Raw genomic sequence first — 14,365 nt, 5'->3', positions numbered from 1 at the left:
GCCGTGTTTATGAGCTGAATACTATCTTTAAGTAAGTTTTGCTACCGATTTTTAATGACTTAAGTAAATACAATTAAGTGTCACGAATATGAGCTATTTTACAGCCTGAGCTGATGTTAGTTAGATTATTCGTTATCAATCAATAAAAAGCGCACAACATAAAGAAATTCTATGTTGTGCGCTTTTTTGTTTATTAAGCCTTAATAAAAGACTTAATACTGTTTTATATCTGTATTATGTTCTTGTTGAGAATCAATTGTAAAACGTTCTACCTTAGGCGCTTCGGTACCACGAGCACTTAACAGTGTTTGATACCAATCTTTTCTCATTGTATTAAGTTGCTGCTGATATTCTTTATCAGTAACAACATTTTTTAACTCAGTAGGGTCGTTATTAAGGTTATATAGCTCTTCGTAAACTACTGGTTCATTATGTAATGGGCCTTCAATAAACTCTCTATATTGTGCAATATCGTTATCATGAAAGGCGTATAGCATTTTATTTACAGGGATCTTTAGTTGCTTTGCTAACGCAATTTTTTTAGTGGCTGAAAGGTTGTTGTTTTTGTAATACCTAATGTATTTCCACTCGTTTGTTTGAATAGATTCACATCGCGGATTACCAAAATGTGTAGACCATAAGTTTTCTGAGAATATATATTTACGCTTAGTTTGAGCCGTAACATCAGTTGCGTTATATAAAGGCATCAAATTTTCGCCTTGAAAAGTGCTCGCTTGTTTTACATTTGCTAAAGACAATAATGTAGGTGCTATATCAATAGACTGTACAAGTGCATTACTGGTTTTATTGTTTTGTTTATTTCTTGGATCATAAATAATTAAAGGCACATGCGTTGTTTTTTCATAACATAATGCTTTTCCGCCTAAACCTTGCTCACCCATAAATAAACCATGATCTGAAGTGAAAATTATTACGGTGTTATCATCAATTTTTTGATCTTTTAATTTACGTTTTAACTTGCCGACTAATCTATCTATTCCAGTCATTGCTTGTAATTGTCGAGTGTATTCTTCTCTAAATTTTTCAGGTGTATCAACAACGTTATACCCATTTTGGCGATCTATTACGTGATGTATGTCTGTTGGTAATTTTGGCGTTTTAATATCAGCTTTAGCTATATAGTTTTTAGGTAAAGGGAGGGTTTGATCTCTAAATAAACTTTTATATATTTCGTCGTCTGTTTCTTTCATTTTCATCGTACTGGTACTTGAACCATGAGGTAGGTTTAAGTTAACCGATAACATAAAAGGTTGATCAGTAGGGCGACTGTCTAAAAATTTTATCGCTTTTTTAAATTTATACTCATTTGTATCTAAAAAGTCATCTATACCTTCTGACACAACTTCGAGCTGAGTGTCGGTTTTGGCTTCTGAAAATATTTTATGTCGATCTTTTGGATAAAATGAAAGATGGCCATGGCCTGCATACCAATAGTCGAAACTCTTTTCCATTAAGCCGCTTTTGTAACCGCCTTTACCTACAGGAGAATGGTTTTTACCTACCCAACCCGTAAAGTACCCCGCTTTGCGTAACAGCATTGGGTATGAACTTTCCCAAGCTTCTTCAGATACGCTCGTACCAGAATTAAAGTTTACACCGTGTTTACGTTCATATTGACCTAATAAAATTGATATTCGACTTGGCGTACATATAGCACTAGATACATGAGCATTAGTAAATAACACGCCTTGGTTTGCAAGTTCATCAATATTAGGCGTTTTTACTATTTTATTGCCAGTAATGCCTAAATAGCCATAAGGCTGATCGTCGGTAAGAATTAAAATAATATTGGGTTGAGTTGGGGTTTTACTTGCTGTTGTATCTATATGCTTTGCAGCACTTGCTTGGCTAGTAATGCTAATGACTAAACCAAAAATGCATAAACTTAATGATTTAAGAGGAAATATTGAAAACATATTTTTCATTTTATAAACGTTCCTTTACGAAATTTTTATTAACTTATCAAATAAACTATAAAGTTGTATATAAATTATGTATATTAAATATAAAAACAATTGCGCAGTATTCAACTGATCACAAAATATCAACAACGGAAATTAACATGAAAATTAAATTAGGCTTAGGTATATCCCTTTGTATTCTCCTTTCTGCCTGTATAAATAATAGTAGTGAACAAACTAAATCCCTTGTTAATGCAGAAAAAACCAAGCCAAAAATAGCGTCAAGTAAAACAGAATATACCAATGTAGTCCTTATTCTTATTGATGATTTAAGTCATTATGGGGTAACTGCGTATGGCGCTAATCGTTTGCATTCGTATGATGGTTTGTTTACAAATAAAGAATTCAGCACGCCTAATATCGATAACTTAGCTAAAGCGGGTTTACGTGTTGATCATGCCTTTGCTTACCCTATTTGTGAAAATACGCGTATCGCATTAATGAGCGGTAAAAATAACGATAGAAATTATCTTCAACCTAAATCACAACATAGATCAGATATTACTTTTGGCGATGCCTTTAAAAAGGCTGGTTACGTAACAGGGCTTTACGGTAAATGGAAACAAACACGTGGTGATAAACAAGTTGCAGGTAAAGATTATATATCTGAATTTGGTTGGGACGATTACACCGCGTTTGATGTAGTCACTGAAGGTCAGCGTTTTATTAATCCTAATCTTGTGGTTAACGGTAAGATTACTAATTATCAAGGAAGAACTGACTTAGATCCTGAAACCGGTAGAAGATGGTACGGACCTGATATTGTTAACCGTGATGCTTTAAAATTTATTGATAAAAACAAAGATAAACCCTTCTTTTTATATTATCCGATGATGTTAGTGCATGACGATCATAAACCTACACCTGACACTCAACCTCATGCTATTTTCGACAACTTTAGTGAAAAAGCGGAATATCGCAACAAAGGTGGCGATGACCGACGCTACTTCCCTGATATGATTGAATATATGGATAAATTGATTGGCCAAGTCGTTACTAAACTTGACGAAGCCGGAGTAAGAGACAACACCTTAATTGTGGTAATGGGGGACAATGGTACTAAAGAAACTTTTGGTCACGTATTGGCTGATAATTCTATTTACCCAGGGCGCAAAGGCGGAAATGCAGATAACGGCTTGCATGTTCCGTTAGTGATTAATTATCCGAATGTGGTACCTGCAAGTAAGGACGGTAGTTACCGTAGTTATAAAGGCTTGGTTAATTTAACCGATATTTATCCAACCATTGCTCAAGCTGCAGGAATCGAAATTGCTAACCCTGAACAGCTAGATGGTATTAGTTTTTGGGAACAAGCTAAAGGAGCAGCCGGTGAACCGAGAAAAACCATTCACACTTGGTATATAGGTAACAGTAAATACCAAGATAAAGATGTTGTATTACGTTACGCCTTTAACAAAAATTTTAAGCGTTACGCACCAGATAAAGATTTTCCAGAAGGACGTTTTTTTGATTTAAGAACTGATTTACTGGAACGTGAAGGAGCTCGTTTTATAGAGCGTAAATGGAAAGTAAAACGCTATAGCGGATTAAACTTAAATAACTTAACGCCTGAACAGCAACAAGCTTATAACGAATTAGGGAAAGTGCTTGATGAAAACAAGCTTGTATCTGTTAAAACGCTAGCTATCAATAGTAATAAAACAACATTGAATATAAATGAAACCCTCAGCTTGCAAGGCGTAGTATTACCAGAGCAAGCAAAACGTAAAGGTTTGATATGGGAATCGAGCAATCCAGAAGTATTATCCGTTAACAAGTTTGGAGAAATAACGGCCCATAAAAAAGGAGTAGCTGAAATTAGTATTTACTCTTGGGATGATGCAGATCCTTTAGCGGCTAATACCGATCAGCCCTATAGTAAATCAGGTATTTCAGCGTCAAAGGTATTTAAGGTGAATTAATTGGTTAGTTAAGTTTACTAAACCAGTCATAGAGTGATACTACTAATGAAGCCTTTCAAGTTATTTCAAACTTGAAAGGCTTTGATATTAAATACGAACCCATTAAAGTAGAGCCTTGGGGCAAAGTTATTTATTTATGGGGGCCGTCAGGCGAGCTTTGGCACGTAACGGAACTCAACAAAGTATCATGTTAATTATGTTCAATTCTTCTACTACTCAGTATTTTATCGTTACTCTTATTATATTCTGCTCTACTCAAATTCTCGCCGAAGAAGCTGATTGCCAAAAACTATCAGAAGCACATTGCTTAACCAGTAGCCAATGCACCTTAAATTATATAAGTGAAAATACTTATAGCTGTATCTGGAGAAAACCCCGCAATGTGTGAGATGGAATAGTGGATAACTGTTTCATAAGTTGTTTAAATAGAGGTTAATTGTTCAGAAGTTTAATTTTAAAATGTAAAGTCAGGGATCGATATGGATGTTAGTATTTTTCAAATAGTTGTTGTTTTAATTTTATTGTTTTTTTTTATTTATAATAAACATAAAAAAAGAAAAGAGTTTATAGCGTCTTTTCAATTTCCAGTCGCTATAAAACAAAGAGTTAACGCTAAATATCCTCATTTATCTAACGATCAGGTTGAACTCGTTTTAGATGCCCTTAAATCTTTTTTTATTATTTCTTATAAAGCTAAATTAAAGCCTGTAGCTATGCCTTCTCAAGTGGTCGATGTTGCTTGGCACGAGTTTATTTTATTTACAAAAAACTATGAAATTTTTTGTAAAAAAGGGATAGGGCGATTTTTACACCATACACCAACCGAAGCTATGAAATCTCCAACCAATGCACAAGAGGGGATAAAAAGAGCTTGGCGTTTAGCATGTGATTTAGAAAACATTAATCCAGCATCACCTGCACGTTTACCTTTGTTATTTGCTATAGACGCTAAATTAAAAATAGAAGACGGCTTTTTCTACTCTAAAAACTGCAAAGATAAAAGCTCACCAACTTATGGACAAGACTATTGTGCTACTCATATAGGTTGTTCTTCTGGATGTAGTGGCTCTTCTGGTGACTCATCAACGAGTTGTGGAAGCAGCTGTGGCAGTAGTTGTGGCGGTGGAGGTGATTAATTTTAAAGAAGATGAATAAAAATACTATACAGGTGGGTTTTATATATAAAACTGCTTTTTTATTTCTGCCTTATGGTTTAAAGTATATTCATTATTATTAATAATTAATCGTGTATATGAAAAATAAAAAACTTCTCCTTATTATTGCTAGTTTATTGATATCTTCTGGTTGTACTGTCAATCAAAGCGAAACGATCAAGGACGTTATTCCACAAATCAATGCGGAATATTTTGAACAATTAAGAACACAAAAAGTGATTTCAGATCCTATTGTTCAATGGCAAAATATTGGTCCTGGTATGTCAGGCTACAATGAAAAACTATGGAATCATCCTTTCGATAAAAATGTTATGTTTATCGCACCTGATATGCACGTAACCTATGGCACATGGGACGGCGGTAAGTCTTGGCAAAGCATAAAAGACCACGACGAGTTAGGTCAACTAATGAAACGTGTAGTTGATATGGATTTTTCATTACAAGCTCCAAACTATATTGTGGCATTAGATTGGAATGGCTGGGTGTATGAGTCAACAGATCAAGGTCATCATTGGACAAAACTAGCAGAACTTTCTCCTACTTATAAAGATTTTGGTGTTGATCCATATGATCCATTAGCCTTTAAAAAAGGTTGGTACGACGAACAAATAGGCATGCGCTTAAGTGAGCTAAGTATTGATCCCACTAACGATAATATTTGGTATGTTGGAGCTGGTGACTTTTGGAACGTTAAAGAAAATCATCGTACAAAAGCCAACAAGCAAGGTAGTAAACTAAGTTACGCTGATTATGGTTATCTTTTAAAGTCGTCAGATAAAGGTAAAAGCTGGAAAAAAATATCAACGGGCTTACCTCAAGATTTAGATGTTGGGAAAATAATTATTAATCCAACCAACCCCAAGCACTTAATTATGGCGACAAATCACGGGGTAATGCATAGTCATAATGAAGGCTTAACATGGTTAAATAAAACGAGAGGACTTCCTGCTAATTTACCTCGCGACTTAACCTCTTTTTACAATGAAAATACAGGTGAATTTGTTCTATATTTGGTTGAACAAACAATTTATGAACCAGTAGGACATTCCGTAAAGTCAGCTGGTGGAGTCTATAAGAGCGTTGATAACGGTGAGAGTTGGGAAAACATCACAGGTAACTTATCTATAGATTTAACTCAAATACATTACCCAGCTGAAATTCAAAGATATTATAGAACTTTATCGAATTGGTTTGGTATTTCTCAACATCAAGCTAAGAAAAAGTACCCTAATTTACCAACATCTATTTTACCTGTATTTAATCGTTTGGTGGTTAATCCGTTAAATAAAGATGAGATTTACCTTACTTACAATAAAAAACATGATCGCACTTTTGGTCCGGGTGAAGTATGGCGCTCACTTAACGGCGGTAAAACATGGCAGGTTGTTGCTCGTCATGGTGAATATTGGTTAAGTGGTAAAGACAAAGCTTATTGGCTATCTCGTGATAATGACACAGGGGCTAATGTTGAATTTGCGCATCTTCAAGAATATATAAACGCGCATAAAGAAACTTCGGGTAATCGATTATTAACCATTAATTCTGCAGGTGAGCTTTTTATCAGTATCGATCAGCAAACACATAAATCGTCAGACAAAGGCGTAAGCTGGCAACAAATTGATGATATGGAAACAGCCCCTAATAGCAAGGTTTGGATAGGGCGTGGTGATAGTGATTTACCCGGCCGCTTTATGTTGCATGAAACAGGCATACCTGAACGAAGACTATTCGCAAGTGGCGAACATGGTGTTTGGAGTACAGTTAATGTAAAAGAATGGCCAAACAAGCAAGCCGTAGCGCTGAAGCAAATAGAAGGTCAAAACAATATCGATGGTATGGTTTCAATTTCTACTATTGCTGTACATCCTCATAACCCTAATATCATTTATATATTGGCATGGAGACAAGATCACCGCGGTAAACTACGTCGTTCTATCGACGGTGGAAAAACATGGGAAAATATCGCAACAGTTTTAGATAATAAAATAGACCAAAACGTAGTTAAATCTAAAAATATAGGTAAAGTTATTCAAGGACCTGCAGGTTTGTTACCAGCGCAAGACTCTTTACTGATTGACCCTGTTGAACCTAATAATATGTATGTGGCTGTAACTAAAGATGCATTCTCTGAAATTTATCGTGCACCACGCCGTGAACCAACTGTAGGTGGCTTTGGGTTTATGAAATCAGATGATGGCGGTTATACGTGGAAAGTTAGCAATAAAGGATTCCATGAAGGTTTTAGCTTAAGACGTATTACTCTTGATCCGAATAATTCAAATAAGATCTATGCAGCAACCAGTGATAAGAATGGTGGTTTATACCAATCTAACGATAAAGGTGAAAACTGGTCAAGAGTTAACATACCTTCAGAAATCAAAAGCGTTAATAATGTGTTTATTGATAAAAACACGAATAATATCTTTATTAGTGCGGGTGGCTTTTACCAAGGAACCTTTGATGAAGGAGGCGCTTGGCAAAGTACGGACTCAGGTAAAACATGGCACAAAATATTTAAAGCACCTGTTGTACTGCAAGTAGAGTCATCTCCTGTTGATGCCAATATATTAGTGTTAACTGTGGGTAATCAAATGCGTATGGATAGACAGTTTATGAATCCAGGTGTTTATTTATCGTTAGATGCTGGTAGCAACTGGAAAAAAATAAACGCTAATCTTAGCAACAACGACAAAATAATAGATGCTAAACCTGATCCTTATAACAAAGATGTTATTTGGGCCGCAGGTTGGGGAAGTGGTTGGTTTGTTGGATACATCAATGGCGCTGATGGTAAGGGCTGGTATCAATACCATTAACGATTTATAAATTGAATGTAAAAAGGGAGCTAAATATAGCTCCCTTTTTACTGTTTTATTTAAATCTACAGCCCGTTATGGTATTGCACGTTAGTTGATTCAGGTACTAATTGATTTAAAGCTTGCTGAATGCGTACTTGTCCGTCAGCACTAGCACTTTCGTTTTTATCTACTTTCAGTAAGGCTTCAAACTGTTCAATCAGTACCGCTTTGTCTGGTGTTTCTTTATCGCCAGAACCAATATTGGTTAAGTCAATCATAAAGCCATCGAACAAATCTGCTAGGTCATTAATAATTTCCATGTTTAAAAACTGGTCATTGTTATAAATGCTTGGGTAGCCTGCTTTTTGTTTATCAATAGCAAACGAAACACCTTTAAGGTTAGTTATGCTGGTAGATTTATCGCAAGAAAGCATACAACCGTTATCAATACGCGGTTTTTCACAACCTACACTTTGTTGGAAAAAACACTGTCTGCTGGTCATTAACAAAATAGGGTGGTAAATACTGTAAAACAACTTAAAGTTTTCAGGACGAGCAATGGTTTTCATTTGTTGGTAGTTTATTTCGTTTGAAATAAATGCGCCGTCACAATTAAATGTTTCTTTCATGGCTAATAGCGCATAAGAGTTAGTTGTATTTAAGAAAGGTCCAGCTATCCACTTAATACCTAGCTCAGACGCTCGGTTTGCAATACCTGTGTTATTGGTCACAATCAGCTTAGGTTTAACTTGCTCTAAAATATTTAATGCTACGTCGTAATCTTTACCAATTAATACCGATGGAAACCAGGGGATAAGGCGAGGATTTTCATTAAAAAAGCTCACATATTTAGTACAACCACGTTTGTAAGCATCTGGCAGTTTAAAGTAAATGTCTGCATCTGTTACGTTGGCAAGATCTAAATCGGTATCGTCACAAATTAAAATAGACAACTTAGCCTTATGCTCATCATTAGGCGTTTTAGCATGGCGTGCTAATTTAGGTAAAACAACTTCAGGATGAACAGGTGAGTTATCGTTTAGTAACGAAGACAACTCATTTTTTAACGCGGTAAGATCTTTAAATGGAATATTTAAACCCGCTTCAATCGCATCGCAATTTAATTCAATTAAGTTAAATTCAGCGTTGTTAAAACCTTTAAAGCGTTTTTCGATAGCGGCTTTGTCAATACAGTTTTTATCACTTGCGACTAACAGGTTAGTTGAATGTAAAACAAAGGTTTGTTCTTCAGTTAATGCTTTGCCTTCACTATAGCCTTCTGTTTTTACCGTAAGGGTTAATGGCTTGCCTTCGTTACCTGTAAAGATAAGAGATAAAGGGCGTTTATCTATACTCAAATGCTTAATTTTTTCAAATACTGAAGTGTTAATTTCTTCTTTCTCAGCACTGAGTTTTTCTTCAACTTCATGAATTTGTACAACTGAAATGGCGTTACTTTTACCTACCGCATGGTATTTAGAATTATCACGAGGGTTTTCAATAAACATCGATTGATTTAAATCACCACGTAAAAAGGCGTTTGAAAAATCGCGGTTGAACACTTTATAAAGGCGTTCGCCGTCTTCTAATAATTCACCTGTTTCTACAAAACCATCTATTTGCTTACGAAAGCTATCAATTACCGTATGTACGTAACTTGCGCCTTTAATGCGACCTTCAACTTTAAATGAATGAACGCCAGCATCAATTAATGCGGGTAAGTCGAAGAAAGCTGAATTGTCTTTTATATTTAACGGAAATTTATTACCTGATTCAGTCGGTTTGTATTCTTCGCGACACGCTTGGCTACATCGACCACGGTTGCCTGAATTACCTACACTGGCTGAGGTTGAATAACATAAGCCAGAGAAAGCGACACATAAAGAGCCGTGTACAAATACTTCAGTAAGCACGTCTTGATCTTGGCTCACTTGAGTAATTGCCGTAATTTCTTTTAAATTTAACTCTCTTGATAAGTTAACACGAGAAGCGCCTAGCTTTTTAAGGAAAGGAATTTGCCCAATATTATGTGTTGTTAATTGCGTAGAAGCATGAATATCTAACGTAGGAAAATGCTTCTTTAAAATATACAACAAACCTAAATCTTGAACGATAACACCGTCTAATGTGGTATTGGCCAGTTTGCTTAATAACTTGGCTAACGACTTAAATTCACGTTCTAATATAATAATGTTTAACGTTAAAAATATTTGGCATTCGTACTGGTGTGCAAGTCGAATACAACCTACAAGCTCATCAAAAGAAATATTAGCCGCACGGTTACGTGCATTAAAGGTGTCTAAACCACAATAAACCGCATCGGCTCCAGCAATTATTGCCGCTTTTATCGCATCTATGTCGCCACCTGGCGCTAACAATTCTATTTTAGGACTCATTTCTCAACTTTAGCCAATATTAAGGCGGTTAAATTTTAAAGGGGAGATTTTACGCATATATTTAGCTGTTGAATACCGTTAAAATAGTTAAAACGCATTTCATCGCTATTTCTAGGTATAAATTAAAAAATCTATGGCTAATAATCACTCCGATCTTCCTGTTTTATATTCATTAAGAAATTGTCCTTATGCTATGCGTGCTCGTATTGCCATTTTTAAAGCTAAGCAAACAGTATTGTTGCGAGATTTAGTGCTAAGTAATAAACCCCCAGAAATGATAGCAGTATCACCTAAAGGCACGGTGCCGGTTATAGTTTTACCCAACGAAAATAATCGTGTTATCGAAGAAAGCCTAGACGTAATGCTGTGGGCGTTGCATGAAACAGATCCTAATAATTTATTATTAAGAGAACGTGAATCGGCATTAACTGAAATGCTTGCATTAATTCATACCTTTGATCATGAATTTAAAACAGCGATAGAAGCCTACAAATGCGCCAAACGTTATAAAGAAACTAACGTAGTAGAATGCCGACAAGCCTGTGAAACCTTTATTCAAACATTAGAACAGCGCTTAACGAACAGTGCCTTTTTAATGGGGCCAAAAGAAAGCTTAGCCGATATTGCGCTACTGCCTTTTATTCGACAATTTGCTCGTATAGAACGCCAATGGTACTTACAATCACCTTATCCTAAAGTACGACAATGGCTGAATAGCTATTTACAAAGCCCGATGTTTACTAAAGTTATGGCAAAGTATCCGCTGTGGTTAGACAACCATGAAGTAGTGTTGTTTGGTGGCGGCGAGAAGTCATAAGGTTACGTTAAATGTAAATTAAGAAATAAATTCAAAGAGATGCTTATTATTTCTTTGATCTTTAACACTATTCAGATAAATTGATATTTTATAAATACAGGAAATAAACATGCACGTAGACAAAGCTAAAAAACGAATTGCTAAATTAGTGAAAGCAGGCTTTAAGGGTTACCCACAAATAGCTTTAGAATATTTTGGTGAAAGTCCTGATTGCGCTACTTTGGTCGTGGTTCAATTTACTCTTGAAGAAGGTGCTAAAGCCCAAGAAGAAAAATTTACCAGCAAAGATGATGCGCGAGAAAGCGAAGTGATTCAATCGGCTTTAGTTAAAATTATTGAACGCGCTAATGCTAAAACAGTACTTGAAGTATCAGGCGTTTCATCTTTATAACGTTATCCGATTTGGATACAGGCTTTAGGTACAGGTTGTAATAATGAATAATAAAAGCTGTGAATACGGCGTAGGCGATAATTCTTATAAAATGGCAGGGGAGTTATCAGGCATAACGCAACTTGTTGATGACTTTTATCAGAACATGGCTACTTTTAAAGAATCTCAAAAAATTAGAGATATGCATCCTGCCGATTTAACTGCCTCACGACAAAAACTTACCTATTTTTTATCAGGTTGGCTTGGCGGCCCTAAATTGTATGCTGAACATTATGGCAGTATTAATATTCCGCTAGCACATAAGCATTTGTCGGTAGGTCATGCTGAAAGTAAAGCATGGTTACTGTGCATGCAAAAAGCAGTCGATAAACAAGCTTACGAAGCACCATTTAAAGTGTATTTAATGCAGCAGTTACGAGTACCCGCAGAACGTATTGTTATGGTGTCTGGTAGCTAATCCTTTAATCATTACAGATAAAACACACATTATCTTTCATATAATATAAGCCATCAGTAATGGTTTATTTAAATAATTACGGTAAATTTATGATATTTCTTACTTTAAAAATTCTTATGCTAGCGCTTTCTTATAAATTGTATTTAGTTAAAAAAGAAGCTTACTTTTCAGCGCTACTTTTTAGTATTCCTTTAGCCATAGCCGGCTTAATAATGGGTAACCCGCCAATGGGCGTATTTATTGGCAGTGCGATATTATTTGCATTAGCTTTTGTTTGCTATTGGTTGTTAGACAAAGTACCAAACGGAGCGCCACACTATACTGTTTTAGGTGTAACCGCTGCTATTGTTGTGTTTGTTGTATAAATTAGGGATTGTTTTAACTTTTGTAACTAATTTAATTAATAGCTACTATGTATACATAAGTAAAATAAAACAGAGATAGGCAGTTCTAAATATGTGTGGTGATAAAAACATAGAAAATTCATTTATTGATCCTCAATTTAAAGCACCAGATCACAAGGTGATTTATTTCTTTGAAAAAGTTAATTTTCCTGAAAAAATAACACCTGATTTTGAACTTGACTGTAATGAAGAGCTGAACGAAGAGGAGTTTACGTCTTGCAATTTTAATAGCTCACAGGGATGTTTGTTTCTTTATACGATAGAGGATAGCTCGCGTATGTCAACCTCATGGAAACTAAAAGCTAGTAGAAGTACTCCTAGCCCTATTGGTGTTACTTATGGACAACGTGTGGGTTATGGTGAAATATTTACACGTTCAACTGTTATAAACCCTGGAGAAATAATCGACTTGGGATTAAAGCGTTTTGGTTATGGCTCACAAAGAGCTGTTTGGTTAATTTCCTCTTGGTTTAATTAACCGTGAATATAATATTGGAGCATATATGAAAATAATAATTGTAATATTTGCTTTAGGATGGTGTCAGTTTAGTTTCGCTGCTGGAGGAAAACACATCCTCGTGTTGATTAAGACTATAAATAATTACCCTCAAGCTTATGTACAACAAAAAAAATTTCCAAGTGATTTTATTAAAAAACATTGGGATAAAGGGTATGTAATTACAGCAGTAAATAATGAAAGCCATCTGTGGTTTGTTGTAATGACAAAGCGTCCTTCTTACGTTAAACAAGTATATCGAAATAGCGCTAGTAGTTTAAATGATAAAGTTAAAGATGGTTATAATTTAGGACCTAGTACTCCTTATTGGAGAATCGAAGATGGCCGCCATGGTGATTTATTTATTCTAAATAAAGTATCGAGTTCTGATCGTTCAGAGCATAACTATTGGCATGTAGGTGGGACAGGTAAAAAACTATCTAATATAGTTAATAACGTTTGGAAGAAGGATTTAAATATTCTGTCAGTAAAAGAACTAAAAGATAAAAAATTTAGAAGACATCATATTACCGCTGGAAATGTACCTAATATTATGACGCAAAGTTACGCTTATAGAAAAGAATTTCCAAATGATTATATAAATAATAAAAGAAGTGAATTATACGAATTACAATCGTTGACGTATTGTTATGATGAAAATAAGTGGTTTGTACTGATGTCAAAATATAAAAATTACTTACCTTGGAAGTATTACAGCTTTGATAAAAACAAAGATAAAATTAACGACTTAATAAAACATAAAGGGTATAGCATTGCCCGAGTGTTATAAAGTTGTTCATTTATTTTTTAAGTGTACGTGAACACTATCAATGAAGTTTATTGATGATCCTACATTTTTAATAAATACTTTTATCAGATATTTTTTGTGAATGTTATTATTAAATTGCTTCCTGACAACTCCAACAAACTTCAAATGAAGGAGCATTTTCTTCAGAGCAATGTTTGCAAATCCAATCATCAGCTTTAATCGTTTTTTGTGACGCTTTAGCTATTTCATCAGCACGGTCAAAGTCAGCGTCGTCATAAACCCAAACTTCAGGCCAAGAATCGAAAGCTGAAACTTCACCTACAGCACCTTGCGCAAATTCATTCTTGATGAAGGTTTTTATGTTTTGAGCTTCAATAAGATTTTTTACATTGTTTACAAGAAAGTTATTTTCGTTTGTATAAATCATTTTCATTATTGATCCCCATCTGAGTTTAAAGGAACTGGTATTAAGTATTTGTTACCTATCAGTATAGCCCTGCAAGTTTTAAAATAATTGCCGTTATGGTTAACAGGGCAGCACCAGAAAAAACCATTCGTCCTGAATAAGCAGCTATATCCCAGTGTTTAGCACAATATATTAATGAAATAGGCAAAAACAATAGAATGGAAAAGCCGTAAAGTTTTTGCTGATTGCCAAAAGCGACAATTAAGGTGAAAACTGAGCCGATCACAAATAACATCAACCCAATAGATCCTGTTAATAAGGTAATAATTACAAGAAAATTCGCCATATTTTT

Annotated in this window: 13 protein-coding genes and 1 pseudogene; 10 read left to right on the top strand and 4 right to left on the bottom strand. The window is 35.0% G+C overall.

What is annotated here, in order from left to right; all coding sequences use genetic code 11:
• Positions 1–212: 212 nt before the first annotated feature.
• Complete coding sequence (locus tag ACM9HF_RS03570) at positions 213–1,946, bottom strand: sulfatase-like hydrolase/transferase (RefSeq protein ID WP_473614334.1); 1,734 nt, start codon at positions 1,944–1,946, stop codon at positions 213–215.
• 137 nt (positions 1,947–2,083) lie between these two features.
• On the opposite strand from ACM9HF_RS03570, the gene ACM9HF_RS03565 reads away from it, so the two are divergent.
• The 4 genes and pseudogenes from ACM9HF_RS03565 (at position 2,084) to ACM9HF_RS03550 (ending at position 7,895) form a co-directional block, all read left to right on the top strand.
• Positions 2,084–3,904: a sulfatase-like hydrolase/transferase gene (locus tag ACM9HF_RS03565; protein WP_473614333.1), complete on the top strand. Its 1,821-nt coding sequence runs from the start codon at positions 2,084–2,086 to the stop codon at positions 3,902–3,904.
• Between the two features lie 44 nt (positions 3,905–3,948).
• Positions 3,949–4,098 (top strand): annotated as a pseudogene (locus ACM9HF_RS03560) (VOC family protein); the annotation flags it as partial.
• A gap of 285 nt (positions 4,099–4,383) precedes the next feature.
• A complete protein-coding gene (locus ACM9HF_RS03555; protein ID WP_473614332.1) occupies positions 4,384–5,040 on the top strand; it encodes a glycine-rich domain-containing protein in 657 nt (218 codons plus the stop codon).
• Between the two features lie 116 nt (positions 5,041–5,156).
• Positions 5,157–7,895: a VPS10 domain-containing protein gene (locus ACM9HF_RS03550; RefSeq protein ID WP_473614331.1), complete on the top strand. Its 2,739-nt coding sequence runs from the start codon at positions 5,157–5,159 to the stop codon at positions 7,893–7,895.
• Positions 7,896–7,960: 65 nt separating this feature from the next.
• Here ACM9HF_RS03550 and ACM9HF_RS03545 read toward each other — a convergent pair whose 3' ends face one another.
• Positions 7,961–10,273 carry a peptidase U32 family protein gene (locus tag ACM9HF_RS03545; protein ID WP_473614330.1) on the bottom strand — a complete coding sequence of 771 codons (2,313 nt, stop codon included), beginning with the start codon at positions 10,271–10,273 and terminating at the stop codon, positions 7,961–7,963.
• Between the two features lie 133 nt (positions 10,274–10,406).
• On the opposite strand from ACM9HF_RS03545, the gene ACM9HF_RS03540 reads away from it, so the two are divergent.
• From ACM9HF_RS03540 to ACM9HF_RS03515, 6 genes are all read left to right on the top strand, one after another.
• Complete coding sequence (locus ACM9HF_RS03540) at positions 10,407–11,090, top strand: glutathione S-transferase (RefSeq protein WP_473614329.1); 684 nt, start codon at positions 10,407–10,409, stop codon at positions 11,088–11,090.
• Between the two features lie 109 nt (positions 11,091–11,199).
• Positions 11,200–11,481, top strand: a complete 282-nt coding sequence (locus tag ACM9HF_RS03535; RefSeq protein WP_473614328.1) for a hypothetical protein — start codon at positions 11,200–11,202, stop codon at positions 11,479–11,481.
• Positions 11,482–11,524: 43 nt separating this feature from the next.
• The gene (locus ACM9HF_RS03530; RefSeq protein ID WP_473614327.1) at positions 11,525–11,938 is read left to right on the top strand and encodes a group II truncated hemoglobin; all 414 of its coding nucleotides are present in this window, start codon (positions 11,525–11,527) and stop codon (positions 11,936–11,938) included.
• A gap of 89 nt (positions 11,939–12,027) precedes the next feature.
• Complete coding sequence (locus ACM9HF_RS03525; protein WP_473614326.1) at positions 12,028–12,303, top strand: hypothetical protein; 276 nt, start codon at positions 12,028–12,030, stop codon at positions 12,301–12,303.
• Between the two features lie 91 nt (positions 12,304–12,394).
• Positions 12,395–12,820 carry a hypothetical protein gene (locus ACM9HF_RS03520; protein ID WP_473614325.1) on the top strand — a complete coding sequence of 142 codons (426 nt, stop codon included), beginning with the start codon at positions 12,395–12,397 and terminating at the stop codon, positions 12,818–12,820.
• A 25-nt stretch (positions 12,821–12,845) separates the two neighbouring features.
• Complete coding sequence (locus tag ACM9HF_RS03515; protein WP_473614324.1) at positions 12,846–13,628, top strand: DUF7477 domain-containing protein; 783 nt, start codon at positions 12,846–12,848, stop codon at positions 13,626–13,628.
• Positions 13,629–13,737: 109 nt separating this feature from the next.
• On the opposite strand, the gene ACM9HF_RS03510 is transcribed toward ACM9HF_RS03515, so the two are convergent.
• Together ACM9HF_RS03510 and ACM9HF_RS03505 are read right to left on the bottom strand one after the other, a co-directional pair.
• Positions 13,738–14,040, bottom strand: coding sequence for a putative signal transducing protein (locus ACM9HF_RS03510; protein ID WP_473614323.1), 303 nt, complete (start codon positions 14,038–14,040; stop codon positions 13,738–13,740).
• 52 nt (positions 14,041–14,092) lie between these two features.
• Positions 14,093–14,359 (bottom strand): hypothetical protein, encoded by a 267-nt coding sequence (locus ACM9HF_RS03505; RefSeq protein ID WP_473614322.1) that lies wholly within the window; start codon positions 14,357–14,359, stop codon positions 14,093–14,095.
• Positions 14,360–14,365 lie beyond the last annotated feature (6 nt).

Origin of the sequence: Colwellia sp. RE-S-Sl-9, assembly GCF_048296855.1 — a bacterium.
In the GTDB taxonomy this organism is placed as follows: Bacteria; Pseudomonadota; Gammaproteobacteria; order Enterobacterales; family Alteromonadaceae; genus Pseudocolwellia.
This window is presented reverse-complemented; position numbering and strand designations above follow the sequence as displayed.